Below are 26,481 nucleotides of genomic sequence, written 5' to 3'. Positions count from 1 at the left end.
CCGGATGCCGCAGGAAATGGCCGTGGAGGTAGTGCGGGACCCCTCCCACGGCTTCACAGGGGTACCGCCGCAGCCCGGGAGCACACCGCACCCGCCGGAGGGGGAGCGTCCGGCGGAGCTGCGGGTGAAGCTGTACCGCACCAGCGAGAAGACGCTGACGATCTTCGCCTGCGCCCCGGACCCGGCCGCCCCGCGCTGGCACGAGGCGCCGCTGGAGGTCTCCCCCGACGACCTGCGGGAACGGGCCGACCGCCTGCGGAACCGGTGGCACGACCTGGTGGTGTACTACCAGTGCGAGGGCGACGAGCTCGGTGCGCGGGTCGGCAGCCGTCCCTTCGCGGAAGCCGCCGACCTCAGCGAACTCGCCGACCGGGCCGAGTCGGTGACGGCCCGGCTGGCCGAGGAGGGCTACGACCTGCTCGACGTGATGCTGCACGGCAGCGGCTACGACCTCGGCCGTTTTCGTGAGTTCCTGTTCACCGCCCTCGGCGGCAAGGAACCGCTGCGCGTCAGCTTCGACTCCGAGGTGCACCTGCCGTGGCCCATGCTCGCCGTGGACCCCTCGACGTGCGCCACGCCCTGGGAGGCGTTCCTGGGACACCGCCACCAGGTCGAACAGACCAACTCCGGCTACCCCTGGGACCACGCCCCGCTCGGCGACCGGGACCTGGCCACGACCAGCCTGAACAAGGACGACTCCCTGGACCTGGTGGGCCGCGCACGGGAGGTGCACAAGCTCCTGGAGCAGCGCTCGCGGCTGATCGTCCGCTCGCACGGCAGCGACCTGCTGCACGCCCTGGCAGCCCCCGTGCTCAACGAGGACGTCATGTACTTCTGGTGCCACGGCCGCATGGTGCACGGCGACCCGTCGACCCCGGGCCTGTCCATCCGGCTCTCCGACGACGAACACATCGACGGCCCGGTGGTGTCCCGGAAACCGCGCCGCTTCCGCCGCGACTCGCACGCCAGGTTCAAGCCGTTCGTGCTGCTGAACGCCTGCGGCACGGCACGGGCCGCGGCGCCCGGCCGGCTCAAGCATCTCGGGCAGGAACTGATCGACATGGGCGCGGACGGCGTCCTCGCCCCCCAGATCGACATGCCGCAGGACTTCGCGACGGAGTACGCGTACGCGTTCCTCGACCTGTACCTGACCGGCCGTTACACCGCGGGAGAGATAAGCCGGCTGCTGGTGCGGCGCTTCGCCTCGGAGTTCCGCAACCCGCTCGCCCTGGCCTACGCGCTGCACTGCGGCATCGACAGCCGGCTGAGGCTCGCCTCGTGACCGCCCCGAGCACCCGGCTGCCCGCGCCGGTGGAGATCGACCTGGACGACCAGGGCAGGCTGACGCTGCCGGACGGCGTCACGCCCGTGCCCGCGAACCGCGTCGCCGAGCACCTGGCCCGGAGGCTGGCCGTGCCTCGCTGGGCGACGGACATCCATGTGTACGTGCACGGCTGGCAGACCGCGCCGAGCAGCGCCACCCGGACCGCCCTGCGCCTGCTCCGGCAGTCCCTGGACCTGTACGAGGCGGCGCCCGGCCGCTATCCGGGGCTGAAGGCGGGCTACCGCCCCTGGTGCGTGGTGGTGCGCTGGCCGTCCTCCAGCCTGCCCACGCTCAAGGGCTACCGCAGGATCCGCGACCGGGCCCACGCGATGAGCGCCGAGGGCACCGGGCACGCCCCGTACGTCATCGGCCACCTCCTCGGCTACCTGGACGGCGAGCGCGCCGACCCGACGGGCCCGGCGGTACTGGCCAACCAGCACGGGCAGTTCCTGCACCTCGTCGGGCACTCCTTCGGCGGGCGGTTCCTGTGCGAGGCCGTGCAGCGGGCCGCCGAGCGGCCTCCCGTCCTCGGCTGGAGCACACCGCACGACCCCCGCCGGCCGTTCACCGTGGACAGCGCCCTGATCTTCCAGATGGCCGCCCCGCGCGACGCCTTCGTCCGGCACTTCGGCACGTTGTTCCCGCGCGCGGGCCGTCCGGGCGCACCGCTGCGCGGCCCCCTCGTCCTGACACACTCGCGCTGGGACCGGGCCACGGGCTTCTGGCACCTGCGCGCCGAGAAGGCGCCCGGAATCGGCCACTCGGGCACCGGCGCGGCGCCGGTCCCGCAGTTCACCACCAGGCTGCTGCCGACCCACGAGGTGTACGAGCAGACCACGCTGGACCACCGCGTGGTGAACGTGGACGCCGACTGGCTCTACCGCGGCAGCCGCCGTACCCGTCTGCATCCCTCGGGCGCCCACTCCGACTTCCTGCGACCGGAGTCCGCGCACCTGCTGCTGACCTTGGCGGAGCGCTCCCGCTGACGGACACGCCCGGGGCGCCCGCGCGCGGGGTGACGGCCTCGGCCGGTTCAGCGCTGGGCGGTGGTGTTCGCGCCGTCCAGGGCCTCCCGGATGATGTCGGCGTGCCCGGCGTGCTGGGCGGTCTCCCGGATCAGATGCAGCAGGATCCGGCGCGCCGACCAGTGCTCGGGCTCGGGCGGTGACCAGGGGGTCCGCGGCAGGGGCACGCCTCGGTCGAGGTCCGGCAGCCCGGTCACGGCGTCCTCGGTCGCCCGGGCGGCCGCCGCGTGACGCTCCAGGAGGCCTTGGAGCGTGTCGCCCTCGGCCATGCGGTACTGCCCCATGTCCAGCATGCCGTCGGGCAGTTCACCGTCGCCCTTGACCATGATCTGCGTCCACACCTCCTCCCCTTGCGCGAGGTGCTTCACGATCCCGCCGAGGGTCAGCTCGCTCACGGTCGTGCGTCGCGCGGCCTGCTCGTCGGTGAGTCCGCGCACGGTGATCAGCAGCAACTCCCGCTGCTCGGCGAGCGCGTCCAGCAGGTCCGTCTTCTCCCAGGAAGTGGTCATGGCAGGACCGTAGGGAGCAACTAGGTCAAGGGATGTCCTCTTGTGGCTTCTCGGCCGGTCCGATTGTCAGTGGCCGGCTCTACAGTCACCCCCATGGCGACACTTCCGAATCCCTTGCCGACGCTGGCGGCGGACCCGAGCGGCCGCGCGCTCGGACTGCGCCTCCCCGCCGGGGCACTCGTGGACACGACCGCCGAGGGCCCCTGGCACGAGCCGCTGCTGTGGCGCGCGGACGAGCGGGCGGTGCCCGGCGGCTGGGCGGCGCTGGAGCCGGCCCGCCGTACGGGTCTGCTGCCGGTCGTTCTGGACGTGGGCGACGGCCATGGCGGGCCGGACCGCTGGGAGTTGCGGCCCGGCGGGATGTCGTACCCGGGGGACCACGACGCCGAGGAGGTCCTCGCGGAGTACTGGGAGGAGTGCGCCGGAGAACCGGACGCCTGGCCCGGCCTGGCCGAGCCCCGCCCGCAGGACCACGACCACGCCCCTGCCCCGGACCCGGACGCGGTGGCGGCGCGCGTCGCGGACTCCCTGCTCGCCGACGGCGGCCCGCTCAAGGCACCGCACCTCGCCCTCGTCCCGGCCCGCCGCAGCGCCGACATCCCGACGGCGATCGGCTGGACGGGCCCGGCGAACCACGAGGGCGACACGGCCCGGCTCAGCGCGGTGCTGCGCTCCTGGGAGGACCGCTTCGGCATACGGGTCGTGGCGCTCGGCTTCGACCACCTGCTGCTGTCGGTCGCCGCCCCGCCCGCCACGCCGGCCGAAGCCGAGGCCCTCGCCGCCGAGCACGTCGCGTTCTGCCCGGACAACCTCGGGCAGGGCGGCGACCGCACCGTACGGGCCTACGCCGAGCACCGGATCCTCGACCAGCCTGCCTGGCACTTCTGGTGGGACTAGGGCCTGTCGTTTGGATCACGCCGGTGAAAAGCGCCGTCGCATTCCTGCGACCTGATCCAAACGACAGGCCCTGGCGGCCCCTCAGTCGGTCAGCAGCGTCATCCCCTCCGGCGGGGTGATGCCGAACTCCTCCTCCAGGAGCCGGTGCGCCTCCGCCTCGCCGGTCACCTCCCGCTCGGTGACCGTGCCGTCGGCGTGAGTCTCCGTCAGCATCCGCCCGTCGAGCAGCAGATGCCGGGCGGCGCTGACGTTCTGGGCGTAGACGCGCCGGGTGAACGGCGAGCGCGGGCTGGTGCCGATGTACCAGTTGATCATGTCGAAGTCGGGCTTCTCGAAGGGCTCCAGGGTGAAGGCGTACTGGGCGGTCCAGTCGTCCTTGCCCGGGTCGTGTGCCTCCAGCACCCACATCTCCAGGGGACCGTCGTGCGGCGCGTGCACCAGCCGGTGCCGCCGCCCGGCCCCGGTGAACTCGGTGTCCGCCACCAGCGGCACAGGCTCCAGCAGCGAGCCGATCGCCCCGAAGCCCACGTCCGCGAGGTACGGCCGCGGCTCGCCCGGGATCTCGGTCAGCAGGGCCATGTGCGTGCGCGGCCGGCTCGCGATGCTGTCGGCGCCCACGACGACCCGCGCGACCAGCAGGGTCACCCGGAAGCCCAGCGCACGGAGGGCACCGGCGAACAGCGTGTTGTGCTCGTAGCAGTAGCCGCCGCGCCGGCTGTGGACCAGCTTGGCCATGAGGTCGGCCGGATCGAGGGAAGGGGCCTGGCCGCGCAGGGCGTCGAGGTTCTCGAACGGGATGGCCCGCGCGTGCGCCAGATGCACACCCCGCAGGGTCGCCACGTCGGCCCGACGCTCCCCCTCCCATCCGATCCGTCGAAGATACGCATCGAGATCGAACATGTAGTCGGACATGCCGTCACCGTAACCACGGCCGCCCGCCCCGGTCGGCGGGCCACAGCCGTAACACCCGCTCCGCCTTTGGCCCTAAGCCCCCGGAGCAGACCCCTCCCGGGCTCGGGGAGCCGCACCCCGCAGCCCCTCCCCCAGCCTGCGCAGCCCTTCCCCGATCTCCTCCGGCGTCTGCGTCACGAAGCACAGCCGCAGGGTCGTGCGGTCGGGCGGGCCGGCGTAGAAGGGGGCGCCGGGCACGTACGCCACGTCGTGCCGCACCACCCGCGGCAGCAGCGCCGTCGTGTCGTACGGCTCGGGCAGGCTCGCCCAGAGGAACATGCCGCCCTCGGGCCGGTTCCAGACCGACCCCTGGGGCAGCGCCCCGGGCAGCCCCGCGAGCATGGCGTCGCGGCGTTCGCGGTACACGCGGGCGACGCGCGCGACGTGCGCGTCCAGGTCACTGTCGGCCAGGTACCGGGCCGCGGCGAGCTGGTTGACGGTCGGGGTGTGCAGATCGGCGGCCTGCTTGGCGACGGCACAGGCGCGCCGCAGCTCCCCGGGCGCGCGCAGCCAGCCCAGCCGCAGTCCGGGCGCCATGACCTTGGAGAAGCTGCCGAGCAGCACCGTACGGTCCTCGGCGCCAGGGTGGGCGGCGATCCACGGCACGCGGTCGCCGTCGTAGCGCAGCTCCCCGTACGGGTCGTCCTCGACGATCCACAGCCCGCACCGGGCGGCGACGGCGGCCACCGCGGCGCGCCGGTCGGCGGGCAGCGTCCGGCCGGTGGGGTTCTGGAAGGTGGGCACGGTGTAGAGCAGCTTGGGCCGCTCGCGCACCACCAGCTCCTCGAGCGCCTCCGGATCGAGGCCGTGCCCGTCGCCGGGCACGGGCACGACCCGGGCACCCGTGAAGCCGAAGGCCTGGAGCGCGGCCAGGTAGCAGGGGTTCTCGACGAGGACGGTGTCCCCGGGTTCGAGCAGCGCGGTGGCCAGCAGGGACAGGGCCTGCTGCGAGCCGGTGGTGACGAGCAGGTCGTCGGGCCCGGTCGGCAGGCCACGCGCGGTGGTCCGCCCGGCCAGGGCGGCTCGCAGGCCGGGCTCGCCCTCGGTCGTGGAGTACTGCAGCGCCCGCCCGGGCGTCTCGGTGAGCACCGCCTGGTAGGCGGCCGCGATGGCCTCGGCGTCGAACAGCTCCGGCGCCGGCAACCCGCCCGCGAAGTTGATCACCTCGGGGCGGGCGGTGACGGCGAGGATGTCCCGCACGGGAGAGCCGCCGACCGAACGCGCCCGCGCGGCGAGCGGCGGCGCCGGAGAGTGGGTGGGCGTGGGCTCGGTGAGGGTCATGACACGGCTCCTTCGGCTGCGGTGACGACGCGTGCGCCGCAGCCTAGAGACATACTTGCCACCTACAAGAACATTTCCGGGATCCGGACAGCGGGGTGGGACTACCGGGCGGGCGCCCGCCGCTCAGCCCTTGGCCCCGATCGCCGCGTACACGTTGATGTCCGCGTCCGTCACGTCGTTGATGTCCTGGTAGCGGACCTTCTCGATGGCGTCGAGGCCGGCGAGGAAGGACTCCTCCGGCCGCTCGGGGACGGGGGCCGCGTGGTCGGGCCGCCAGCGGTGCGCGGGGACGATCCCCGGGTCGGCGATCTCCAGCTGGTTCTCCGTGAAGAACTTCTCGACCTCCGCCCGGGACCGCAGCACGAAGGTGAACCCCCGCTCCGTGTACGTCCGTTGGACGGCGCGGATGTTCTCCGGGTTCAGGTCCTCGGTCAGGTGGCTGAGCACCAGCCGGCTGCCGACGGGCAGCGCGTCCAGCAGCTCGCGCACCAGCGGATACGCCTCCTCGTCCGCGACGAAGTGCAGGATCGCGACCAGGCAGAGCGCGACCGGCCGGTCGAAGTCCAGGGTCTTGGCGGCCTGTTCCAGGATGCGGCCCGGGTCACGCAGATCGGCGTCGATGTAGTCCGTGCGTCCCTCGGGGCCGCTGGTCAGCAGGGCGCGCGCGTGCGCGAGCACGACCGGGTCGTTGTCGACGTACACGACCCGCGTCCCGGGCTCGATCCGCTGCGCGATCTGGTGCACGTTCTCGGCGGTCGGCAGTCCCGTGCCGATGTCGAGGAACTGCCGGATGCCGTCCTGTTCCACCAGCGCGGTCACCGCGCGGCGCAGGAAGTCGCGGTTGTGCCGCACGTCGAGGTACCCGCGCGGGTTCGCGGCGAGCGCGGCGGCGGCCGCGTCCCGGTCCGCCGGGTAGTGGTCCTTGCCGCCGAGGAACACGTCGTAGACCCGCGCCGGGTGCGCCTTGCTGCTGTCGATCCTCCTCCGCAGCTCGGCGGGATCCTGACTGAGGGCGTCACCGGACATGGACGTCTCCCTGAAGAGTAGGTCGTTCAATCAGCAACCACTTCGCTGGTCAACAACCTAACGCTCCAGGGGACTTGATGGTGCCCCTCCGGCCGACGCCGGGCTAGCTCAGCTTCTGCGCCACTTCGGTGGCCCAGTAGGTGAGGATGTTCCGCGCGCCGGCCCGCCGGATGCCGGTCAGGCTCTCCAGGATCGCCCGGTCCCGGTCGATCCAGCCCTTCTCGGCGGCGGCCTCGATCATCGAGTACTCGCCGGAGATCTGGTAGGCGGCGACGGGCACGTCCACGGCGTCCGCGACCCGGGCGAGGATGTCCAGGTAGGGCCCGGCCGGCTTGACCATCACCATGTCGGCGCCCTCCTCCAGGTCGAGGGCGAGCTCGCGCAGGGACTCGCGCGCGTTGGCCGGGTCCTGCTGGTAGGTCTTGCGGTCGCCCTGGAGCGAGGAGCCGACGGCCTCGCGGAAGGGCCCGTAGAAGGCGGAGGCGTACTTCGCGGTGTAGGCGAGGATGGCGACGTCCTCCCGCCCGATCTGGTCGAGGGCGTCCCGGATCACCCCGATCTGCCCGTCCATCATCCCGCTGGGGCCGACCACATGGGCGCCGGCGTCGGCCTGCACCTGGGCCATCTCGGCGTACCGCTCCAGGGTCGCGTCGTTGTCGACCCGCCCCTGCGCGTCGAGCACCCCGCAGTGGCCGTGATCGGTCGTCTCGTCCAGGCACAGGTCGGACATGACGAGCAGGTCGTCGCCCACCTCGGCCCGCACGTCCCGGATGGCGACCTGGAGGATCCCGTCCGGATCGGTCCCCGGCGTCCCGAGCCCGTCCTTCTTCGACTCCTCCGGCACGCCGAACAGCATGATCCCGGAGACCCCCGCCGCGACGGCCTCCGCGGCGGCCTTCTTCAGACTGTCCCGCGTGTGCTGCACGACCCCGGGCATGGCCGCGATCGGCACGGGCTCGCTGACGCCCTCCCGCACGAACGCCGGAAGGATGAGGTCGGCGGGGTGCAACCGGGTCTCGGCGACCATCCGACGCATCACGGGGTTGCTCCGCAACCGCCGCGGCCGCGCACCGGGAAAAGATCCGTACGTCGTCATGCCCTCTACGCTACGCCCGCCCCGAACGCCCCGATGCCGACGTACTGTCGGAGCTCAACTGGGCCCCACCCGCCCCAGCACCGCGCCGAGCACGCCACAGCCCCGCCATGCGCCCCCACCCACCACGGTCCATCCTGAAAACAGCAAGAAGAAGGACAAGGACCCCGACGGCCCGCCACCCCCTCGCCGCCGCCGTCCCTCCGTACCCGCCCCCACGGAGGACGCGATGACCGCCCCCCACCACACCCCCGACCTGTTCGCCCTCTCGGAGATCTCCGGCCCCGTCCTGCGCCCCGGCGACGACGCCTACGCCGACGAAGTCACCGGCTTCAACCTGGCCGCCCTGCACACCCCGGACGTCGTCGTGGGAGCCACCGGCACCGACGACGTCGTCGCCGCGATGCGCTGGGCCCACGCCACCCACACCCCCGTCGCCGTCCAGGCCACCGGCCACGGCGCCAACTTCCCCATCGAACGCGGCCTGCTGATCACCACGTCCCGCATGACGGACGTCCAGGTCGACCCCGCCACCCGCACCGCGAGGATCGCCGCGGGCGCGAAGTGGAGCCACGTGCTGGCGGCCTGCGCCCCGCACGGCCTGGCCGGCCTCTGCGGCACCTCCACCGACGCGGGCGTCGTCGGCTACACCCTCGGCGGCGGCCTCCCGGTCCTCGGCCGCGCCTACGGCTACGCCGCCGACCTGGTCCGCTCCTTCCAGGTCGTCACCCCCGACGGTCACCTGCGCGAGGCGGACCCCCAGCACGAGCCGGAACTCTTCTGGGCCCTGCGCGGCGGCAAGGGCAACGTGGGCGTGGTCACCTCCCTGGTCACCGAGCTGCTCGCGCTGCCCCGCCTCTACGGCGGCGGCCTGTACTGCCACGCCGAGCACACCGAGGCCCTGCTGCACGCCTGGTCGGAGTGGACCCGCACGGTCCCGGACGCGATGGGCAGCATGTTCTCGGTGCTGCGCCTGCCGCCCATCCCGCAGATCCCGGAACCCCTGCGCGGCGGCTTCTGGGCCCGGGTCGCGATCGCCTGGCCGGGCGACACGGCCGAGGGCGAAGCACTGATCGCCCCGCTGCGCCGAGCGGCCCCCGTGGCCGTCGACATGGTCGAGGAGATGGACTACGCGGCCCTGGACCGCATCCACATGGAACCCCAGGACCCGCTCCCGGCACGGGAGTGCTGCATGCTCCTGCGCGACCTGCCCCCCGACGCCCTGAGCACGTTCCTGGAGCAGGTCGGCCCCGCGGCCGGGGTCGACCACCCCCTGCTCGTCGCCTCGGTGCGCCACATGGGCGGGGCACTGGCGCGCCCGGCCGCCGTCGAGGACGCCGTCTGCGCCCGCGACGCCCGCTACTTCATGGAGTCGGTCGGAATCATGCCCGCCCCGCCCATGGCCGAGGCCGTCGAACAGGCGACCCGCCGCCTCTACACCGCCATGGCCCCCTACGGCACCGGCCGCACCATGGTCAACATCCACGGCACCCCCGGCGACGAACAGGACATCGCCCGCGCCTGGACCCCGGAGGTCTACGCCCGCCTACGCCACGACAAGGCCACCTACGACCCGGACAACCTGCTGCGCTACGGCCACGCGGTGACTCCCGCGTAGCCGCAGCAACCCAGCAGGACCAGCTACGTCGTCGACCGCCGCCGCCGCGCCCCCGGCCGCCGCTCGCTCGGCCGGGTCACCGGGTCGCCGGCCTCCAGGGCCGCGGCCCGGCGCTTCGCGCCGAAGTCGGCCAGGGCCTCCGCCAGCTTCAGCACGGACGGCTCCGGAGCCATGACGTCCACCCTCAGCCCGTGCTCCTCGGCGGTCTTCGCCGTGGCCGGGCCGATACAGGCGATCACGGTGACGTTGTGCGGCTTGCCGGCGATGCCGACCAGGTTCCGCACGGTGGAGGACGAGGTGAAGAGCACGGCGTCGAAGCCGCCGCCCTTGATCGCCTCACGGGTCTCCGCCGGCGGCGGCGAGGCCCGCACGGTCCGGTAGGCCGTGACGTCGTCGACCTCCCAGCCCAGCTCGATCAGCCCGGCGACCAGCGTCTCCGTGGCGATGTCGGCACGCGGCAGGAAGACTCTGTCGATCGGGTCGAAGACCGGGTCGTAGGGCGGCCAGTCCTCCAGCAGACCCGCGGCCGACTGCTCACCGCTCGGCACCAGGTCGGGCTTCACGCCGAACGCGATCAGCGCCTTGGCGGTCTGCTCGCCGACGGCCGCGACCTTGATGCCCGCGAAGGCACGCGCGTCGAGCCCGTACTCCTCGAACTTCTCCCGCACAGCCTTGACCGCGTTCACCGAGGTGAAGGCGATCCACTCGTAGCGGCCCGTGACGAGTCCCTTGACCGCGCGCTCCATCTGCTGGGGCGTGCGCGGCGGCTCGACGGCGATCGTCGGCACCTCGTGCGGCACGGCCCCGTACGACCGCAGCTGGTCGGAGAGCGACACCGCCTGCTCCTTCGTGCGCGGCACGAGCACCTTCCAGCCGAACAGCGGCTTGGACTCGAACCACGCGAGCTGGTCGCGCTGGGCGGCGGCGGAACGCTCACCGACCACGGCTATCACCGGCCGGCCGCCCTCGGGCGAGGGCAGCACCTTGGCCTGCTTCAGCGTCTGCGCGATCGTGCCGAGCGTGGCGGTCCAGGTGCGCTGCCGGGTGGTCGTACCGGCGACGGTGACCGTCATCGGGGTGTCCGGCTTGCGCCCGGCGGAGACGAGCTCGCCGGCCGCCGCGGCGACGGAGTCCAGGGTCGTGGAGACGACGACCGTGCCGTCCGACGCCCCGACCTCCGTCCAGCACCGGTCCGAGGCCGTCCGCGCGTCGACGAACCGCACGTCCGCGCCCTGCGCGTCCCGCAGCGGCACACCGGCGTACGCGGGCACCCCGACGGCGCTCGCGATCCCGGGGACGACCTCGAAGGGCACCCCGGCGGCGGCGCACGCCAGCATCTCCTCGGCCGCGTACGTGTCGAGGCCCGGGTCACCGGACACCGCACGCACGACCCGCCTGCCGCCCCGCGCGGCCTCCATGACAAGATGTGCGGCATCCCGCACCGCGGGGACGGGCGCGGTGGTTGACGTGCCGTCAACTACCGTCAGCTGGGGCGTCCCTGTGCCCGGAGCCGGCTCCTGGGAAGGATCCGCGTCCGTGTGCACCTCGGAGACGCCCTGCCTGGCGTGCTGACGTACGACGTCGAGCACTTCGTGCTCGGCGACGAGGACGTCCGCGTTGGCCAGTGCCTCGACGGCGCGCAGAGTCAGCAGTCCCGGATCTCCGGGTCCGGCACCCAGGAAGGTGACGTGCCCGTGTTCAGGACCGGCGGAAAGGGCGGTGGGGCTCAATGTGCTCGCTCCCCCATCAGACCGGCCGCGCCCTGGGCGAGCATCTCGGCCGCGAGTTCGCGACCGAGCGCCATTGCCCCGTCGTGCGTCTCGGGCACGGGACCGGTGGTGGACAGCTGCACCATGCGCGTGCCGTCGGTGGTCCCGACGACGGCGCGCAGGCGCATTTCCTTGACAATCTGCCCGTCGGCCAGAAGGTCGGCCAGCGCGCCCACAGGGGCGCTGCAACCGGCCTCCAGGGCGGCGAGCAGTGACCGCTCGGCCGTCACGGCGACCCGCGTGAACGGGTCGTCGAGTTCGGCGAGCGCGGCGACGAGGTCCGCGTTGCCCGCGGTGCACTCGATCGCCAGGGCCCCCTGGCCGGGGGCGGGCAAAACCGTGTCGACCGACAGGAAGTCGGTCACCTCGTCACCGCGGCCGATCCGGTTCAGTCCGGCGGCGGCCAGCACGACGGCGTCGAGTTCGCCCTTGCGCACGAACCCGATGCGGGTATCGACGTTGCCGCGGATCGGGACCGTCGCTATGTCCAGGCCGTGGCTGCGGGCGTACGCGTTGAGCTGGGCCATGCGGCGCGGCGAACCGGTGCCGATGCGCGCCCCGGAGGGCAGGTCGGTGAACTTCAGCGCGTCCCGGGCGACGATGACGTCCCGCGGGTCCTCCCGCACGGGCACGGCGGCCACCACCAGCTCGTCGGGCTGCGTGGTCGGCAGGTCCTTCAGCGAGTGCACCGCGAAGTCGACCTCGCCCTTGAGCAGCGCGTCGCGCAGGGCGGTGACGAACACGCCAGTGCCGCCGATCTGGGCGAGCTGCTCGCGCGAGACATCGCCGTACGTGGTGATCTCGACGAGCTCCACGGGCCGCCCGGTCACCCGGCTCACGGCCTCGGCCACCTGGCCGGACTGGGCCATGGCGAGCCTGCTCCGCCGGGTACCGAGCCTCAGCGCCTTGTCAGTCATGCCGGGCCTCGGTCTCTCTGGGTGGTGCTGTCCTCGGCCCGGGAGACGGCGGCCACCGTCTCGGGGTCGAGGTCGAACAGGGTCCGCAGCGCGTCCGCGTACCCGGCGCCGCCGGGCTCGGCCGCGAGCTGCTTGACCCGCACGGTCGGCGCGTGCAGCAGCTTGTCGACCACGCGCCGCACGGTCTGGGTGATCTCCGCGCGGTGCTTGTCGTCGAGGCCGGGCAGTCGCCCGTCCAGCCGGGCGATCTCGCTGGCCACGACGTCGGCGGCCATGGTGCGCAGGGCGACCACGGTCGGCGTGATGTGCGCGGCCCGCAGTGCTGCCCCGAAGGCCGCGACCTCGTCGGAGACGATACGCCTGACCTGGTCCACATCGGCAGCCATCGGAGCGCCCGCGGAGGCCTCCGCCAGCGACTCGATGTCCACCAGCCGCACGCCGGCCAGCCGGTGCACGGCCGCGTCTATGTCGCGCGGCATCGCCAGGTCGAGCAGGAAGAGCACGGGCTCGGGCCGCTGCGGCTCCTCGACCGGCTCGGGCCGGCGCCGCTCGGGGATCCGCCCGACGGTGGCGACGGTCGCGGCGAGCGCGGCGATGGCGTCGGTCTCCGCGGCCGGGTCGAGGACGCCGGGGCGGGCCGGGCTCGCGGCCCGCTGGCCGCCACCGGCCGTGCCGTTGTCCACCCACGCCGCGTGCTGTTCGAGGTCGGCGGCGGCCATCCCGGCCACGGCCGCCTCGCCCAGCACGGAGAACCCGGCGGTGCCCTGCACCGCGGAGAGGTCGAGCGGGCAGCCGTCCTCACTGCCGAGGCTGGTGGCCGCCGGACCGCCCTGCCGCGCGTCCGGCCCGGCCGTACGGCCGGAGCCGCCGCCCGGTGCCGCCGGTCCCTCGCCGCCGGTCCCGGGGGCCGGGGCGGGCGTCCGGCCCCCGACCGCCTCCGCGACCGAGTCGGCCGTCAGGACCAGGCCCGTCGCGCCGGTGCAGGAGACGGCGACGTCGGCACGTGTCAGCTCGGCCGGCACCGATTCCATCGGGACCGCGCGGGCCGGCACGTGCGTGTCGTCGCCCTCGCTCAGGATCCGCGCGAGCCGCTCGGCGCGGTCGAAGGTGCGGTTGGCGACGACGACCTCGGCGACCCCGGCCCGCGCGAGCGTGGCCGCGGCCAGGGAGGACATCGAACCGGCCCCGATGACCAGGGCCTTCTTGCCCCGGGCCCATTCCTGGACGTCACCGCCCCGCGCCAGCTGCTCCAGGCCGAACGTGACCAGGGACTGCCCGGCGCGGTCGATGCCGGTCTCGGAGTGGGCGCGCTTGCCGACCCGCAGGGCCTGCTGGAACAGGTCGTTCAGCAGCCGGCCCGCGGAGTGCAGCTCCTGCGCCCGGGCCAGGGAGTCCTTGATCTGGCCGAGGATCTGCCCCTCGCCGACGACCATCGAGTCCAGCCCGCAGGCCACCGAGAACAGATGGTGGACGGCCCGGTCCTCGTAGTGCACGTACAGATAAGGAGTGAGCTCCTCCAGGCCGACCCCGCTGTGCTGGGCGAGCAGCGTGGACAGCTCGGCGACACCGGCGTGGAACTTGTCCACGTCGGCGTAGAGCTCGATGCGGTTGCAGGTGGCGAGCACCGCGGCCTCGGTGGCCGGTTCGGCGGCGACCGTGTCCTGGAGCAGCTTGACCTGCGCGTCCGCGTTCAGCGAGGCCCGCTCCAGCACGCTGACCGGGGCGCTGCGGTGGCTGAGTCCGACGACGAGGAGGCTCATGCCGGCATCACGGCGGGCATGTCCCCGTCGGGCCCCTGGTCGGCGGACTCGCTGCGCGCGGCGACGGCCGGGACGCCACCGTCGGAGGCGGCGGCCTCCTCGCCGGCCTTGCGCTGCTCGTGGAAGGCGAGGATCTGCAGCTCGATGGAGAGGTCGACCTTGCGCACGTCGACGCCGTCCGGCACGGACAGCACGGTCGGCGCGAAGTTCAGGATGGAGGTGACACCGGCGGCCACGAGCCGGTCGCAGACCTGCTGGGCGGCACCGGCGGGGGTGGCGATGACACCGATCGACACGCCGTTGTCCTGGATGATCTTCTCCAGGTCGTCGGAGTGCTGCACGGGAATGCCGGCGACGGGCTTGCCCGCCATGGCCGGGTCGGCGTCGATCAGCGCGGCGACCCGGAATCCGCGGGAGGCGAAACCGCCGTAGTTGGCGAGGGCGGCGCCGAGGTTACCGATACCGACGATCACGACCGGCCAGTCCTGGGTGAGCCCCAGTTCGCGGGAGATCTGGTAGACGAGATACTCGACGTCGTAGCCGACACCCCTCGTCCCGTACGAGCCGAGGTACGAGAAGTCCTTGCGCAGCTTCGCGGAGTTGACCCCCGCCGCGGCCGCGAGCTCCTCGGAGGAGACCGTGGGCACCGAGCGCTCCGACAGCGCGGTCAGAGCGCGAAGGTACAGCGGAAGCCGGGCGACGGTGGCCTCGGGAATCCCTCGGCTGCGGGTCGCCGGTCGGTGAGTTCGGCCAGTTGCCACGGTGCTCCTGCGGGTAGAGCGGGGCTGTAGGCGGTCATACGTCCCTACATGACCGCCCCGTCGAAAGCAGGCTATGTCTTTGTGAACGCGTGCACAAAGATGGTGTCCGTTTTGCCCGCCCAACGTGACCGGGCTCACGCGCCCCCGGCGCACGCGTCGGGAACCGGCACACGGGCACCACCGTTCCTTGTCTTCTGGGGGCAAAACAACACACTCTCCTCAGTGAATCCCGCCCCCGAGACCAAGTCGCCATCGATCCTAAGCGACCTCGGGGGCCGCTTTGGACTGCTCGGTCAGTCGTCCCACCGGTCGGGATCAGTCGGTCAGCGCCTTGCGCAGACGGTCCTCGTTCACGCGCCAGAACGTGTGCTGCCTGCCGTCCACCAGCACGACCGGGATCTGCTCCCAGTACTGGTCGTGCAGTTCCCGATCCTCGGTGATGTCCTTCTGCTCCCAGGGGACTCCCAGATCACCGCACACCTTCTCCACAACGACCTGTGCGTCATCACACAGATGACAGCCGGGCTTGCGGATCAGCGTGACGAGCCGGTCCCGTGGGGGCTTGCGACGGAAGAGAGGGCTCATGCCGGCCATTGTCGCGCGCCGACGGAGGAGGGGAACCCCGCGAACGGCCGCCGGACGCGCTCGCCGCGCCCGCCCCGGGCGGTGTCTTTAACGACACGCTTGCCGAGAGTTCACAGGCTTCAAACCTCACGACTCCGGAACCCCCGAACAAACTGGCTATGCTCACGCCATGGCCGCTCTCGGATGGCTCACTCCCCGTAGGCGCTCCGCCACGGCGCGGAGCGTTTTGGCAGGCGAGGCCTCGGCGGAGGCAGCACGCAAGTCCTCACAGGAAGCCGCCGGCACGACCGAGGAACCGCAGTTCCCGGTCCACGGCGACGACCGGGCCGCCGCCTTCTTCGACCTGGACAACACCGTCATGCAGGGCGCCGCCCTGTTCCACTTCGGACGGGGCCTGTACAAACGGAAGTTCTTCGAGACCCGCGAGCTGGCGAGGTTCGCCTGGCAGCAGGCGTGGTTCCGGCTGGCCGGCGTCGAGGACCCCGAGCACATGCAGGAGGCCCGCGACTCGGCCCTGTCCATCGTCAAGGGCCACCGCGTCGCCGAGCTCCAGTCGATCGGCGAGGAGATCTACGACGAGTACATGGCCGAGCGCATCTGGCCCGGCACCCGCGCCCTAGCCCAGGCCCACCTGGACGCGGGCCAGAAGGTGTGGCTCGTCACCGCCGCCCCGGTGGAGATCGCCCAGGTCATCGCCCGCCGCCTGGGCCTGACCGGCGCCCTGGGCACGGTCGCCGAGTCGGTCGACGGCGTCTACACGGGCAAGCTCGTCGGCGAACCGCTGCACGGCCCCGCGAAGGCCGAGGCCGTCCGCGCCCTGGCCGCCGCCGAGGGCCTGGACCTCGGCCGCTGCGCCGCCTACAGCGACTCGCACAACGACATCCCGATGCTGTCCCTGGTCGGCCACCCCTACGCCATCAACCCGGACTCCAAGCTGCGCAAGCACGCCCGCGAGCTGGACTGGCGCCTGCGCGACTACCGCACCGGCCGCAAGGCCGCCAAGGTCGGCATCCCCGCCGCCGCGGGCGTCGGCGCGGTGGCCGGCGGCACGGCGGCCGCCATCGCCCTGCACCGCCGCCGCCGCTGACCAGTCGCCGCTGACCATCCGCCGCCGACCGGTCGATCAAACCGGAACACCTTCGTTTACGGGATGACAAACCCCGTAAATCCAACTGGCGTACCCCCACAACCTCGTGTCCAGTCCTCTTGGCTGGACACGGCCACAACACGCCCTGGACTCAGCCGCAATACGAACCTTTCCGATCAACAACCGCTCACCCTCCGGCACTTGATCCGGCGTCAATCGGTTACGGAAGCGACGCAATCGATGATTTGAGCAACTCGGTGTAGCAGCGCCTGCACGAAGCGTTATTCTCCTCAGACGCAAACCGGTACCCCTCCGTCGCTACGACGGGTGAAAGGTCCCGCACTGCACGTGATGGAAGCTCTGCCTCTGGGAGTCCCGTGTACCCACACGTCGGGGTTGACGCCTCGGGCCTGGCTACGCTGCGCGCAACGGTCCTCGACCTGTTGCGCGGCTTCGTCCCCACCGCGTACGCCGTCCCCGCATTCGCCACCGCCGCGCCCGTCGGCCCGTGCTACGCACTGGCCGACGGCAGCGCCGCGGTCGGCAGACGAGGCCGCCCGTCCGGGGCGGCCACCGCCCGCCGCCCGGCGGCGGACAGCGACAGCGCCCGGATGATGGACCTCGTCGAGCGCGCCCAGGCCGGCGAGGCCGACGCCTTCGGCCGCCTCTACGACCAGTACAGCGACACCGTCTACCGGTACATCTACTACCGGGTCGGAGGAAAGGCCACCGCCGAGGACCTCACCAGCGAGACCTTTCTGCGTGCCCTGCGCCGCATCGGCACCTTCACCTGGCAGGGCCGCGACTTCGGCGCCTGGCTCGTCACCATCGCCCGCAACCTCGTCGCGGACCACTTCAAGTCCAGCCGCTTCCGGCTGGAGGTCACCACCGGCGAGATGCTCGACGCCAACGAGGTCGAGCGCTCCCCCGAGGACTCCGTCCTGGAGTCCCTCTCCAACGCCGCCCTGCTCGACGCGGTGCGGCGGCTCAACCCCCAGCAGCAGGAGTGCGTGACGCTCCGCTTCCTCCAGGGCCTCTCCGTCGCCGAGACCGCCCGGGTCATGGGCAAGAACGAGGGCGCCATCAAGACCCTCCAGTACCGGGCCGTCCGCACCCTCGCCCGGCTCCTCCCGGAAGACGCCCGCTGACCGGACGGCACCCTCGGCGACGGTCAACTCACGTTCCGTGAAAGTCCGTTGACTTCTCCAACCGATCGTTCTCCGTCCGTAACCCAAGTGCCAAGCCGCTCGTTGTGCGGGATGCAGGCTCCCTGTGGTCACCCCCTGGCCGACTCCGATCACCCGATCGTGTGGTTGTGGTCAGGGTGTGCAACCCTCAGGACCCCCTGGGGAGTCGACCGTCATGACGAGAGGAGGTGCCGCCAGTGATCGCGAACGTATCGGCGCACCGGCGGGCGAACGCCTTCGCCCAGGCCTTGGAGGAGCAGTCCGAGCAGGGCACGGCGGCCGAGCAGTCCGAAGGATCGCCACCGGCCCCGGAAGCCGCGGAACCGACCGAGGGGGCGCGCCTGCTGGCGCTCGCCTCCGGTCTCGGCGCGCTGCCCAAGCCGGAGCTCGACCCGGAGGTCAAGGTCGTCCAGCGGGCCCAGCTGGTGGCCGCGTTCGAGGCCATGCTCCAGGAGGGCACCGCGGGAGGCGGGGCGACGGACCGTGCGGTCCCCGAGCAGCGCTCCAGCCGGGCCCGTGGCGCCCACCGCGCGGGCTCGCTGAAGAAGTTCCGGCCGCGTTCGCGCCTCGCCAAGGGCCTCACCGCGGGCGGACTCAGCGTGGGTGTGGCCGCGAGCGCCTTCGGCGGCGTCGCCGCCGCCAGCTCCGACGCCCTGCCCGGCGACTCGCTCTACGGCCTCAAGCGCGGCATCGAGGACGTCAAACTCGGGCTCGCGGACAGTGTGGACGAGCGCGGCCGGGTCTACCTCGACCACGCCTCCACCCGGCTCAGCGAAGCCCGCCGCCTGATGGAGCGCGGCCGCAGCGGCCCCCTGGACCACGAATCCCTGGGCGAGATCCGCCGCGCCCTGTCCGGCATGCGGCACGACGCCTCGGAGGGCCACCGGCTGCTCAGCGAGGCGTACGCGCGCGACCCGGACTCGCTCGGCCCCATCCAGGCCCTGTCCGCGTTCTCCCGCTCCCACCGCGAAGCCTGGGGCGAACTGCGCGAGCGCCTCCCCGTCCAGCTCGGGGACGTCAGCGACGAGGTGTCGTCGGTGTTCGACGCCATAGAGGAGGACGTCGCCCCGCTGCGGTCCCTCCTCCCCGAGCCCCCGGCCACGGGCGGCGGCGACGGCAGGCGCCAGGGCAGCTCCGAGTCGGCCTCCAGCGGCTCCTCCGCCACCGACCGCTCGGCCCAGCCCAGTGACAGCGGCGGCGGGCGCACCGACAAGGGCAGCAGCGACAGCGGCAGCCCCAGCCGCTCGGCCGGCTCCGGCAGCGACAGCGACGGCCTGCTCGGCGGCAACACCGGCGGCCTGCTCGACCCCCCGCAGGACAGCGAGGCCAGCACCTCCCCGTCGGCGGAGCGCACCACACCCGCCCCCGAGCCGGATGTGACGCTCCCGCCGCTCCTGCCCGACCTGCTGCCCGGCCTGGGCATCGAGGGCGAGGACGCCGACTAGCCGGCGGTGGTACGACAGTGGGGGCGCCCCTTTCGGCAAGGGGCGCCCCCATCGTCGTACCGGTATCAGAAGAAGACCGACCGGCGCTGCACCAGCAGTTTGTACAGCGTGTGCTGGATCTGCTCCCGGACCTGGTCGGTCAGGTTGAACATCAGCATCGGGTCCTCTGCCGCTTCCGGCGGATAGCCGTCCGTGGGGATCGGCTCGCCGAACTGGATCGTCCACTTGGTCGGCAGCGGCACCGCTCCGAGCGGCCCGAGCCATGGGAACGTGGGCGTGATCGGGAAGTACGGGAAGCCCAGCAGCCGGGCGACCGTCTTGGCGTTGCCGATCATCGGGTAGATCTCCTCGGCGCCGACGATCGAGCAGGGCACGATCGGCGTCCCGGCGCGCAGGGCGGTCGAGACGAAACCGCCGCGGCCGAAGCGCTGCAGCTTGTAGCGGTCGGCGAAGGGCTTGCCGAGGCCCTTGAAGCCCTCGGGCATCACCCCGACCAGCTCGCCCTGCTGCAGCAGCCGGGACGCGTCCTCGGCACAGGCCAGCGTGTGGCCCAGCTTGCGGGCCAGTTCGTTGACCACGGGCAGCATGAACACCAGGTCGGCGGCGAGCAGGCGCAGATGCCGGCCCGCCGGGTGGTTGTCGTGCACGGCAACCTGCATCATCAGGCCGTCCATCGGCAGCGTCCCGGAGTGGTTGGCGACGATCAGGGCGCCACCCTCGGACGGGATGTTCTCGATGCCCTTCACCTCGACCCGGAAGTACTTCTCGTACAGCGGGCGCAGCAGGGACATCAGGACCTGGTCGGTCAGTTCCTCGTCGTAACCGAAGTCGTCGACCTCGTAGTCACCGGTGAGGCGGCGGCGCAGGAAGGCCAGGCCGCCCGCGATCCGCTGCTCCAGACCGCCGTCGCCGTCCCGGGACTGCTCCGGCGGCTGTTTCTCGGATGTCACGGGAACATCATCCTGCGGAACAGCCCTGGTGGGCAGGGGCTGCACCTCACGGACCGGCACGGACTCCGTGCCCGGGCGCCGGCTCGCCCCGCTCCGGCGCCGCTGGGGGCGCTGCGCGGCGCTCCCCCGGGACCGGTCGTCGTCGAACGGAATGACCTTGGCATCCGCCATCGTTGATGCGCTCCTCAGTCGGCGCTCTGCGTCGGGGTCTGGCCGCCACCCGCGACGGGCAGCGCGGCGATCCGGTCGACGGCCCCCGCGAGGGCCTCCGGCGGAAGAAGTCCGGGGCCTTGGCTGCGTGCGAAGTCCGCGAACGTCTCCGCGGTCGTGTACTTGGGCTGGAATCCCAGCGTCTCGCGCATCTGGCCCGTGGCCACGACCCGGCCGTGGGTGAGCAACCGGATCTGCTCGGGCGAGAAGTCCGACATCCCCAGCGTACGCACCAGCGAGCCCGCCCAGGTGACGGCCGGGAGCAGCAGGGGCACGGTGGGACGCCCGAGGCGCCGGGAGCACTGGGAGAGCAGCAGCACGCCGTCGCCGGCGATGTTGAAGGTGCCGCTGTTGAGGGTGCCCCGCCGCGGCTCGTGCGAGGCGATGCGCAGCACCTCGATCACGTCGTCCTCGTGCACGAACTGCAGCCGCGGGTCGTAGCCGAACACGGTCGGCAGGACCGGCAGCGAGAAGTACGAGGCGAGCGGGGTGTCCGCCGTCGGGCCGAGGATGTTGGCGAACCGCAGCACGCACACCGCCACGTCGGGCCGGCGCCGGGCGAAGCCGCGCACATAGCCCTCGACCTCGACGGTGTCCTTGGCGAAGCCGCCGCTGGGCAGGGACTTGGGCGGGGTCGTCTCGGTGAAGACGGCCGGGTCGCGGGGCGCGGAGCCGTAGACGTTCGTGCTGGACTTCACGACCAGCCGACGCACGGCCGGGGACTTCTGGCAGGCACCGAGCAGCTGCATGGTGCCGATGACGTTGGTCTCCTTCAGGGAGGCCCGGTTGCCGCTGCCCAGCGGTGTACCCGTCACGTCGAGGTGGACGATCGTGTCGGCGCCCGTCTCGGCGAGCACCCGCGCGATGGTGGGCTGCCGGATGTCGGCCGGGACGAAGTCGGCCCCGCCCAGATGGTGCTCGGGGGGCACCGCGTCCACGGCGATGACCCGGTCCACCTCGGGATCCCGCTGGATCCGCCGCACGAACCGGCCCCCCAGCTGGCGGGCCACTCCGGTCACGAGCACGACCTTGCCCAAGATCAGCGCCTTTCTTCCAGAACCTCTTGTCCCGCCGCGTTCCCCCGTGGGGCCAACTTAGCGGTTCGCTGTTGCGCTGTGATGACCGCCCGATGCGGCAGGTGACGGAAGCAGCCGGACGTACGAGCCGATACACGTGTGGCCCCCCACCTGTGGTGGGGGGCCACACGCAACGCTCTCGCGGCGTCCGCGTCGCGAACTTACTTCTTGTTGCGACGCTGGACGCGCGTGCGCTTGAGCAGCTTGCGGTGCTTCTTCTTCGCCATCCGCTTGCGCCGCTTCTTGATAACAGAGCCCACGACTACCCTCGCTCACTTCTCATCACTCGGTTGTTTGGGCGCCATGGGCCCACACGACCTACGAGGGGCTAGCCTACCCGCCCGAGCGCTGAGGTCGTAATCGAGGGGGCCAGGGTGGTCCCGAGTGCCCTGTGAGGGACCACCCCGCCCCAGCCGTCAGGCGGTTTCCACCCCCACGTAACTCTCGCGGAGGTACTCGTGAACCGCTTGCTCCGGGACGCGGAAGGACCGCCCCACACGGATCGCGGGCAGATGACCGCTGTGCACCAACCGGTACACGGTCATCTTCGACACTCGCATCACCGAGGCGACTTCCGCCACGGTAAGGAACTGAACCTCGTTCAGAGGCCTCTCGCCAGCTGCAGCCATGACACACCTGAACCTTCCGCACTCGACGGCCACCGGCTTCCCCTTCCGGTGACTCTTCGTCGCTGCGTGCTCACTCCCCAATGTAGGGGCGGGTGATGCGAGTGGGGAAGAGGTGCACCCATCGGCGGCCTACTGTGACAGACACGCCCGATTGAGTACGTAGCGGGTAAGCGGCAGGTAGTAATCAGACCGCACACCGTCATCAAGTGGAACGACGACGGACACGGACCCCTCGGCCTCGCCGACGAACGGAGCCGGATCGTCCGCATCAGCCGGCCCGATGGCCTCGAACCCCAGCTGACCTGCTCCGCAGACCCACCCGTGGTCCCCGATCACCAGCTCCGGAAGGGGCCCGCCGACCTCCGCGAGAGCGGCCAGTACGGTACGAACCGGGAGAGGTGAGTGCGTATGTGCGCCGGGCTCACAACCGGGGCGTTCTGCGCCGGGGGTCCGCACCAGCGCGACTCCTCGTACGTAGTCGAGGTTGTACGTACGTAGGCCGAACCGGGTCGTTATGTCGACACAGCGACCCTGCGCGGGGGTGAGGACGGCACATCCCGCCGCCGACAGGGCGTCTGCCAGCGCGGCGTAGAAACCGAGCAGCCGGTGCGGGTGCCCGGTGCCGAGGAGCACGGGCGCACCCCTCCGGGCGGCCTCGGCGAGACGGTCCGCGAAGGCGTCCAGCGCGGCCAGGGTCCGCTCCGGAGCGATCACCTCTTGGCCGGAAGTCCGCCGGAAATCGGCTGGAACTCCGCACCGGTCCGCCATCAGCTCGATCAAGTCCCGCTGGCTCCAGGCACCTTCGGGGTCGATACCGAGCAGCACCCGAGGGTCCCGGGCGGCGAAGAGCCGGTATCTGCGCAGGCTCTCCTCGCGCGAGGTCGCCACGGTCCCGGCGAGCCGTGCGCCGACCAGGTGCGCACGAAGGGCTTCGGGGGTCAGCACGTTGTGATCGTGCGCGAGCCGCGACGCGCGTGTCCCGGGAACGGGCGAACACCGCACGGTCGGCGTACGGGCGGCCTCAGGCAGGGCTTCTCCGGCGGAGCTTCTCCGGCCCTGCTATCTCAGGCCGGGCTTCTCAGAGCGGGCCTGGGCCTCTCAGCGGGCCTGGGCTTCTCACACCGGGCCTGGGCCTCTCACCCCCGGCCCCTCCCACACCCGGCCCTCACGCCAGCAGCCCCCGCAGCGGGAACACCGCCCGCCGGGCCGCCAGCACCGCCTGGTCGAGCCGGTCGGCGGGGTCGTAGCCCTCCTCCCAGCCGGACCAGGTGACCGGCCAGCGGCCGTCCGTCATCCGCGCCGGGGCCAACTGCCGCGTCTTCGCGAACACTTCCTGCCGCCACCCCTCGGGGATCATCGCCTCGGGCTCCACGGCCCGCCCGGCCGCGATCGCGACCAGATGCGTCCAGGACCGCGGTACGACGTCCACCACCGCGTAGCCGCCCCCGCCGAGGGCCACCCACCGCCCGTCGGCGTACTCGTGCGCCAGGTCGTGGCAGGCGGCCTGCACCGCCCGCTGCGCGTCCAGCGACACCGCCAGATGCGCCAGCGGGTCCTCGAAGTGCGTGTCGGCCCCGTGCTGCGTCACCAGCACCTGCGGCCGGAAGTCCGCGATCAGCTCCGGCACGACCGCGTGGAACGCCCGCAGCCACCCGGCGTCCCCGGTCCCGGCCGGCAGCGCCACGTTCACCGCAGAGCCCTCCGCCGAGTCCGCCCCGGTCTCCTCCGGCCACCCGGTCTGCGGGAACAGCGTCCGGGGATGCTCGTGCAGCGAGATCGTCAGCACCCGCGGGTCCTCCCAGAACGCCGCCTGCACCCCGTCCCCGTGATGTACGTCGACGTCGATGTACGCGACCCGCTCCGCCCCGAGCTCCAGCAGCCGGGCGATGGCGAGGGAGGCGTCGTTGTAGATGCAGAACCCGGACGCGCCGCCCGGCATCGCGTGGTGCAGCCCGCCCGCGAAGTTGACCGCGTGCAGCGTCTCACCCCGCCACACGGCCTCCGCCGCCCCCACCGACTGCCCGGCGATCAGCGACGACACCTCGTGCATCCCCGCGAACGCCGGATCGTCCATCGTCCCCAGCCCGTACGACTGGTCCGCCGCCCCGGGATCCGCGGAGGCCGCCTTCACCGCCGCGATGTAGTCCTCCCGGTGGACGAGCCGCAGCGTCGACTCCCCGGCCGCCTTGGCGGCGACGACGTCCACCTCCCGGTCCAGCCCGAAGGCGTCGATCAACCTCCGGGTCAGGGCGAGCCGGACCGGGTCCATCGGATGCCCCGGCCCGAAGTCATAGCCCGTTACTGCCTCGTCCCACATCAGCTGTGCGCGGCCGCTCATGCCCGCCACCGTATCGGTCCGGTTGAGCGGCGAACGACCGGGCGTACACGAGCGTCACCAGCACCAACACCATCGGCACGAGCATCGCCCCGCGGTAGCTCCACACGTCCCCGAGCGCACCGACCAGCGGAGAACCGATCAAAAACCCCACATAGTTGAAGACGTTCAGCCGTGCGACGGCGGCGTCCGAAGCCCCCGGGAACAACCTGCCGGCCGCCGCGAACGTCTGCGGCACCAGCACACACAGCCCCAGGCCCAGCAGCGTGAACCCCAGCATGCCGACCCACGCCCCCGGCGCCCCCGCCACCACCGCGAAGCCCCCCGCCGCCACGAGCGCACCCGCCCGCACCACCGCGACGGCCCCGAACCGCCGCACCCCGAAGTCCCCGAGCGCCCGCCCCAGCAGCGTGGTGACCATGTACACGTTGTACGGCACCGTCGCCAGCTGCTCCGAACTCCCGAGCACGTCCTGGAGGTACTTCGCGCTCCAGTTGGAGACGGTCGAGTCCCCGATGTAGGCGACGGTCATCACCAGACACAACGGCAGCAGCCACTTGAAGACCACGACCTGGCCCTCGCCGTCCGCCCCCTCCTCCGCCACGGGCCCCGCGTCCCGGTCGTCGACGTACCACCGGCTCCCCACCAGCACCGCCGGCAGCAGCACCGCCACGACCGGCAGATACGACACCCACAACGCCAGATCCCAGTGCGCCCCCACCCACGCCAGCGAGGCCCCCGCGATCCCGCCCAGGCTGTAGGCCGCGTGGAAACTGAGCATGATGCTGCGCCCGTACGACCGCTGCAGGCTCACCCCGAGCATGTTCATCGACGCGTCCAGCACCCCGACGGCGAGCCCGAACGCGGCGAGGGCCACGCCCAGTTCCACCATCCGCTCCCCGGCCCCGACCCCGAGCAGCGCCAGCAGCACCACGGGCTGGGACCAGCGCAGCAGCAGGCTCGGCCGCACCCGCTTCACCAGCCGCTCGGTGGTCACGCTCCCGATCCCGGCCAGGATCGGCACGGCCGCCAGAAACGCCGGCAGCAGCGCGTCGGACACTCCGTACCGGTCCTGGATGGCCGGAATCCGCGTCACGAGCAGAGCGAAGGCGACCCCCTGCACCAAGAAGCTGAACGCCAACGAGGCCCTGCCGCGCCGCAGCACATCAGTCATGGCGGCGAGCGTAGGCCCCAGGCTTACTCATGGGTAGATCCAGCCAAAGATGAATTCGGCTCAGCTTCTACGCCCTCACATGAGCAGCTCGGTCAGCTCCCTCATGTCGGAGAAGAGCCGCCCGGCCCCGGTCAGCCTCTCCGCCGGCGTCATGGCGGTGAACCCGTACACGTCCATCCCCGCGGCGACGGCCGCCTGTACCCCCAGCGGACTGTCCTCGATGACGACGCACCGCTCCGGCGCGACCCTCATCCGCTCGGCGGCGTACAGGAACAGATCCGGGGCCGGCTTCCCCCTGCCCACGTCCTCCGAACTGAAGATCCGCCCTTCGTCGAACCACCGGTCGAGCCCGGTCGTCCGATGCCCCACCCGGATCCGCTCATGGCTCCCGGACGACGCCACGCAGTACGGCACGGAGTCGGCGGCGAGTTTCTGCAGGACCTCGTCGACACCGGGCACGGCCTTCAAGTCCCGCTCGAAGGCAGCGAAGACCCGCGCGTGGAACACATCGTCGAAGTCCGCCGGCAGCCGCTGCCCGGTCCGCTCGGCCACGAGGTCGTGTATGCGGTGCATGGCGGAGCCCATGTAGTCGCGCAGGGAGTCCTCGTAGGACGTGGGGTGCCCGAGCTCGGTCAGATAGGCGGCGAGGAGCCGGTTGGAGATGGGCTCACTGTCGACGAGCACACCGTCGTTGTCGAAGATCACGAGGTCATAGCGCATGGCTCGACCCTAAACGCAGAAAACCCCCGCATCCGAAGATACGGGGGTTTTCCCAAAAATTGTTCGGCGGCGTCCTACTCTCCCACAGGGTCCCCCCTGCAGTACCATCGGCGCTGTAAGGCTTAGCTTCCGGGTTCGGAATGTAACCGGGC

At 72.0% G+C, this 26,481-nt stretch carries 25 protein-coding genes and 1 rRNA gene; 7 read left to right on the top strand and 19 right to left on the bottom strand.

Annotated elements, in window-relative coordinates:
- Positions 1–4 precede the first annotated feature (4 nt).
- Positions 5–1,282 carry a hypothetical protein gene (locus tag ABZ386_RS26460; protein ID WP_358966124.1) on the top strand — a complete coding sequence of 426 codons (1,278 nt, stop codon included), beginning with the start codon at positions 5–7 and terminating at the stop codon, positions 1,280–1,282.
- A complete protein-coding gene (locus ABZ386_RS26455; RefSeq protein WP_358966121.1) occupies positions 1,279–2,310 on the top strand; it encodes a hypothetical protein in 1,032 nt (343 codons plus the stop codon). Before ABZ386_RS26460 ends, ABZ386_RS26455 begins: the two co-directional genes overlap by 4 nt.
- A gap of 47 nt (positions 2,311–2,357) precedes the next feature.
- Here the strand turns inward: ABZ386_RS26455 and ABZ386_RS26450 are convergent, their stop codons facing one another.
- Entirely contained in the window at positions 2,358–2,858 is a 501-nt protein-coding gene (locus ABZ386_RS26450) for a DinB family protein (protein WP_351337992.1), read from the bottom strand.
- Between the two features lie 93 nt (positions 2,859–2,951).
- On the opposite strand from ABZ386_RS26450, the gene ABZ386_RS26445 reads away from it, so the two are divergent.
- Positions 2,952–3,755 carry a DUF4253 domain-containing protein gene (locus tag ABZ386_RS26445; protein WP_356502608.1) on the top strand — a complete coding sequence of 268 codons (804 nt, stop codon included), beginning with the start codon at positions 2,952–2,954 and terminating at the stop codon, positions 3,753–3,755.
- 81 nt (positions 3,756–3,836) lie between these two features.
- Here the strand turns inward: ABZ386_RS26445 and ABZ386_RS26440 are convergent, their stop codons facing one another.
- From ABZ386_RS26440 to hemB, 4 genes are all read right to left on the bottom strand, one after another.
- Positions 3,837–4,667, bottom strand: coding sequence for an arylamine N-acetyltransferase (locus tag ABZ386_RS26440; RefSeq protein WP_351337996.1), 831 nt, complete (start codon positions 4,665–4,667; stop codon positions 3,837–3,839).
- Positions 4,668–4,739: 72 nt separating this feature from the next.
- Positions 4,740–5,987, bottom strand: coding sequence for a PLP-dependent aminotransferase family protein (locus tag ABZ386_RS26435; protein ID WP_358966118.1), 1,248 nt, complete (start codon positions 5,985–5,987; stop codon positions 4,740–4,742).
- Positions 5,988–6,110: 123 nt separating this feature from the next.
- The gene (locus ABZ386_RS26430; protein ID WP_358966116.1) at positions 6,111–7,013 is read right to left on the bottom strand and encodes an SAM-dependent methyltransferase; all 903 of its coding nucleotides are present in this window, start codon (positions 7,011–7,013) and stop codon (positions 6,111–6,113) included.
- Between the two features lie 103 nt (positions 7,014–7,116).
- Complete coding sequence (gene hemB / locus ABZ386_RS26425) at positions 7,117–8,109, bottom strand: porphobilinogen synthase (protein WP_356614596.1); 993 nt, start codon at positions 8,107–8,109, stop codon at positions 7,117–7,119.
- 226 nt (positions 8,110–8,335) lie between these two features.
- Between hemB and ABZ386_RS26420 the strand changes: the two genes are divergently transcribed.
- On the top strand, positions 8,336–9,724 hold the full coding sequence (locus ABZ386_RS26420) for an FAD-binding oxidoreductase (protein ID WP_356614598.1): 1,389 nt from the start codon (positions 8,336–8,338) through the stop codon (positions 9,722–9,724).
- Between the two features lie 23 nt (positions 9,725–9,747).
- On the opposite strand, the gene ABZ386_RS26415 is transcribed toward ABZ386_RS26420, so the two are convergent.
- From ABZ386_RS26415 to ABZ386_RS26395, 5 genes are all read right to left on the bottom strand, one after another.
- Positions 9,748–11,454, bottom strand: coding sequence for a bifunctional uroporphyrinogen-III C-methyltransferase/uroporphyrinogen-III synthase (locus ABZ386_RS26415; protein WP_351338006.1), 1,707 nt, complete (start codon positions 11,452–11,454; stop codon positions 9,748–9,750).
- Positions 11,451–12,410: a hydroxymethylbilane synthase gene (gene hemC, locus ABZ386_RS26410; RefSeq protein WP_114254623.1), complete on the bottom strand. Its 960-nt coding sequence runs from the start codon at positions 12,408–12,410 to the stop codon at positions 11,451–11,453. Before hemC ends, ABZ386_RS26415 begins: the two co-directional genes overlap by 4 nt.
- A complete protein-coding gene (locus ABZ386_RS26405; RefSeq protein ID WP_358966112.1) occupies positions 12,407–14,170 on the bottom strand; it encodes a glutamyl-tRNA reductase in 1,764 nt (587 codons plus the stop codon). Before ABZ386_RS26405 ends, hemC begins: the two co-directional genes overlap by 4 nt.
- Complete coding sequence (locus ABZ386_RS26400) at positions 14,167–14,931, bottom strand: redox-sensing transcriptional repressor Rex (protein WP_114254621.1); 765 nt, start codon at positions 14,929–14,931, stop codon at positions 14,167–14,169. Before ABZ386_RS26400 ends, ABZ386_RS26405 begins: the two co-directional genes overlap by 4 nt.
- Before the next feature lie 315 nt (positions 14,932–15,246).
- Positions 15,247–15,525: a glutaredoxin family protein gene (locus ABZ386_RS26395; protein WP_351338012.1), complete on the bottom strand. Its 279-nt coding sequence runs from the start codon at positions 15,523–15,525 to the stop codon at positions 15,247–15,249.
- Positions 15,526–15,685: 160 nt separating this feature from the next.
- Here ABZ386_RS26395 and ABZ386_RS26390 point away from each other — a divergent pair, with 160 nt between their 5' ends.
- The 3 genes from ABZ386_RS26390 to ABZ386_RS26380 all read left to right on the top strand — a co-directional run bounded on the left by ABZ386_RS26390 (position 15,686) and on the right by ABZ386_RS26380 (position 19,235).
- Positions 15,686–16,603, top strand: a complete 918-nt coding sequence (locus tag ABZ386_RS26390) for an HAD-IB family hydrolase (protein WP_114254619.1) — start codon at positions 15,686–15,688, stop codon at positions 16,601–16,603.
- A 377-nt stretch (positions 16,604–16,980) separates the two neighbouring features.
- Entirely contained in the window at positions 16,981–17,751 is a 771-nt protein-coding gene (locus ABZ386_RS26385) for an ECF subfamily RNA polymerase sigma factor, BldN family (RefSeq protein WP_031117141.1), read from the top strand.
- 236 nt (positions 17,752–17,987) lie between these two features.
- Positions 17,988–19,235 carry a DUF5667 domain-containing protein gene (locus ABZ386_RS26380; RefSeq protein ID WP_358966109.1) on the top strand — a complete coding sequence of 416 codons (1,248 nt, stop codon included), beginning with the start codon at positions 17,988–17,990 and terminating at the stop codon, positions 19,233–19,235.
- Between the two features lie 65 nt (positions 19,236–19,300).
- Here ABZ386_RS26380 and ABZ386_RS26375 read toward each other — a convergent pair whose 3' ends face one another.
- From ABZ386_RS26375 to rrf, 9 genes are all read right to left on the bottom strand, one after another.
- Positions 19,301–20,356: a lysophospholipid acyltransferase family protein gene (locus ABZ386_RS26375; protein WP_358966107.1), complete on the bottom strand. Its 1,056-nt coding sequence runs from the start codon at positions 20,354–20,356 to the stop codon at positions 19,301–19,303.
- A gap of 14 nt (positions 20,357–20,370) precedes the next feature.
- Positions 20,371–21,432: an NAD-dependent epimerase/dehydratase family protein gene (locus tag ABZ386_RS26370; protein WP_358966104.1), complete on the bottom strand. Its 1,062-nt coding sequence runs from the start codon at positions 21,430–21,432 to the stop codon at positions 20,371–20,373.
- A 200-nt stretch (positions 21,433–21,632) separates the two neighbouring features.
- Positions 21,633–21,731, bottom strand: coding sequence for an AURKAIP1/COX24 domain-containing protein (locus ABZ386_RS26365; RefSeq protein WP_003948845.1), 99 nt, complete (start codon positions 21,729–21,731; stop codon positions 21,633–21,635).
- A 156-nt stretch (positions 21,732–21,887) separates the two neighbouring features.
- Positions 21,888–22,100: a helix-turn-helix domain-containing protein gene (locus ABZ386_RS26360; protein WP_004984898.1), complete on the bottom strand. Its 213-nt coding sequence runs from the start codon at positions 22,098–22,100 to the stop codon at positions 21,888–21,890.
- A gap of 129 nt (positions 22,101–22,229) precedes the next feature.
- A complete protein-coding gene (locus ABZ386_RS26355; protein ID WP_356502596.1) occupies positions 22,230–23,045 on the bottom strand; it encodes a phosphatase in 816 nt (271 codons plus the stop codon).
- A 220-nt stretch (positions 23,046–23,265) separates the two neighbouring features.
- Positions 23,266–24,438: an acetoin utilization protein AcuC gene (locus tag ABZ386_RS26350; protein WP_351338025.1), complete on the bottom strand. Its 1,173-nt coding sequence runs from the start codon at positions 24,436–24,438 to the stop codon at positions 23,266–23,268.
- Positions 24,389–25,609 carry an MFS transporter gene (locus ABZ386_RS26345; protein WP_351338028.1) on the bottom strand — a complete coding sequence of 407 codons (1,221 nt, stop codon included), beginning with the start codon at positions 25,607–25,609 and terminating at the stop codon, positions 24,389–24,391. Before ABZ386_RS26345 ends, ABZ386_RS26350 begins: the two co-directional genes overlap by 50 nt.
- Positions 25,610–25,684: 75 nt before the next feature.
- Positions 25,685–26,329, bottom strand: a complete 645-nt coding sequence (locus ABZ386_RS26340; protein WP_358966102.1) for an HAD family hydrolase — start codon at positions 26,327–26,329, stop codon at positions 25,685–25,687.
- A 61-nt stretch (positions 26,330–26,390) separates the two neighbouring features.
- Positions 26,391–26,481 (bottom strand): 5S ribosomal RNA (gene rrf, locus ABZ386_RS26335); the annotation flags it as partial.

The organism is Streptomyces sp. NPDC006140 (assembly GCF_040628815.1).
In the GTDB taxonomy this organism is placed as follows: Bacteria; Actinomycetota; Actinomycetes; order Streptomycetales; family Streptomycetaceae; genus Streptomyces.
The sequence above is the reverse complement of the archived record's forward strand: the minus strand, read 5'-3'. Positions and strand labels throughout refer to the sequence as shown.

Excerpts from the sequence above, each read along its gene's own strand:
- ABZ386_RS26460 (WP_358966124.1), top strand. The coding sequence starts at position 5 with ATGCCGCAGGAAATGGCCGTGGAGGTAGTGCGGGACCCCTCCCACGGC.
- ABZ386_RS26450 (WP_351337992.1), bottom strand. The coding sequence starts at position 2,858 with ATGACCACTTCCTGGGAGAAGACGGACCTGCTGGACGCGCTCGCCGAG.
- ABZ386_RS26445 (WP_356502608.1), top strand. The coding sequence starts at position 2,952 with ATGGCGACACTTCCGAATCCCTTGCCGACGCTGGCGGCGGACCCGAGC.
- ABZ386_RS26440 (WP_351337996.1), bottom strand. The coding sequence starts at position 4,667 with ATGTCCGACTACATGTTCGATCTCGATGCGTATCTTCGACGGATCGGA.
- ABZ386_RS26435 (WP_358966118.1), bottom strand. The coding sequence starts at position 5,987 with ATGACCCTCACCGAGCCCACGCCCACCCACTCTCCGGCGCCGCCGCTC.
- ABZ386_RS26430 (WP_358966116.1), bottom strand. The coding sequence starts at position 7,013 with ATGTCCGGTGACGCCCTCAGTCAGGATCCCGCCGAGCTGCGGAGGAGG.
- hemB (WP_356614596.1), bottom strand. The coding sequence starts at position 8,109 with ATGACGACGTACGGATCTTTTCCCGGTGCGCGGCCGCGGCGGTTGCGG.
- ABZ386_RS26420 (WP_356614598.1), top strand. The coding sequence starts at position 8,336 with ATGACCGCCCCCCACCACACCCCCGACCTGTTCGCCCTCTCGGAGATC.
- hemC (WP_114254623.1), bottom strand. The coding sequence starts at position 12,410 with ATGACTGACAAGGCGCTGAGGCTCGGTACCCGGCGGAGCAGGCTCGCC.
- ABZ386_RS26405 (WP_358966112.1), bottom strand. The coding sequence starts at position 14,170 with ATGAGCCTCCTCGTCGTCGGACTCAGCCACCGCAGCGCCCCGGTCAGC.
- ABZ386_RS26395 (WP_351338012.1), bottom strand. The coding sequence starts at position 15,525 with ATGGCCGGCATGAGCCCTCTCTTCCGTCGCAAGCCCCCACGGGACCGG.
- ABZ386_RS26390 (WP_114254619.1), top strand. The coding sequence starts at position 15,686 with ATGGCCGCTCTCGGATGGCTCACTCCCCGTAGGCGCTCCGCCACGGCG.
- ABZ386_RS26375 (WP_358966107.1), bottom strand. The coding sequence starts at position 20,356 with ATGGCGGATGCCAAGGTCATTCCGTTCGACGACGACCGGTCCCGGGGG.
- ABZ386_RS26360 (WP_004984898.1), bottom strand. The coding sequence starts at position 22,100 with ATGGCTGCAGCTGGCGAGAGGCCTCTGAACGAGGTTCAGTTCCTTACC.
- ABZ386_RS26350 (WP_351338025.1), bottom strand. The coding sequence starts at position 24,438 with ATGAGCGGCCGCGCACAGCTGATGTGGGACGAGGCAGTAACGGGCTAT.
- ABZ386_RS26345 (WP_351338028.1), bottom strand. The coding sequence starts at position 25,609 with ATGACTGATGTGCTGCGGCGCGGCAGGGCCTCGTTGGCGTTCAGCTTC.
- ABZ386_RS26340 (WP_358966102.1), bottom strand. The coding sequence starts at position 26,329 with ATGCGCTATGACCTCGTGATCTTCGACAACGACGGTGTGCTCGTCGAC.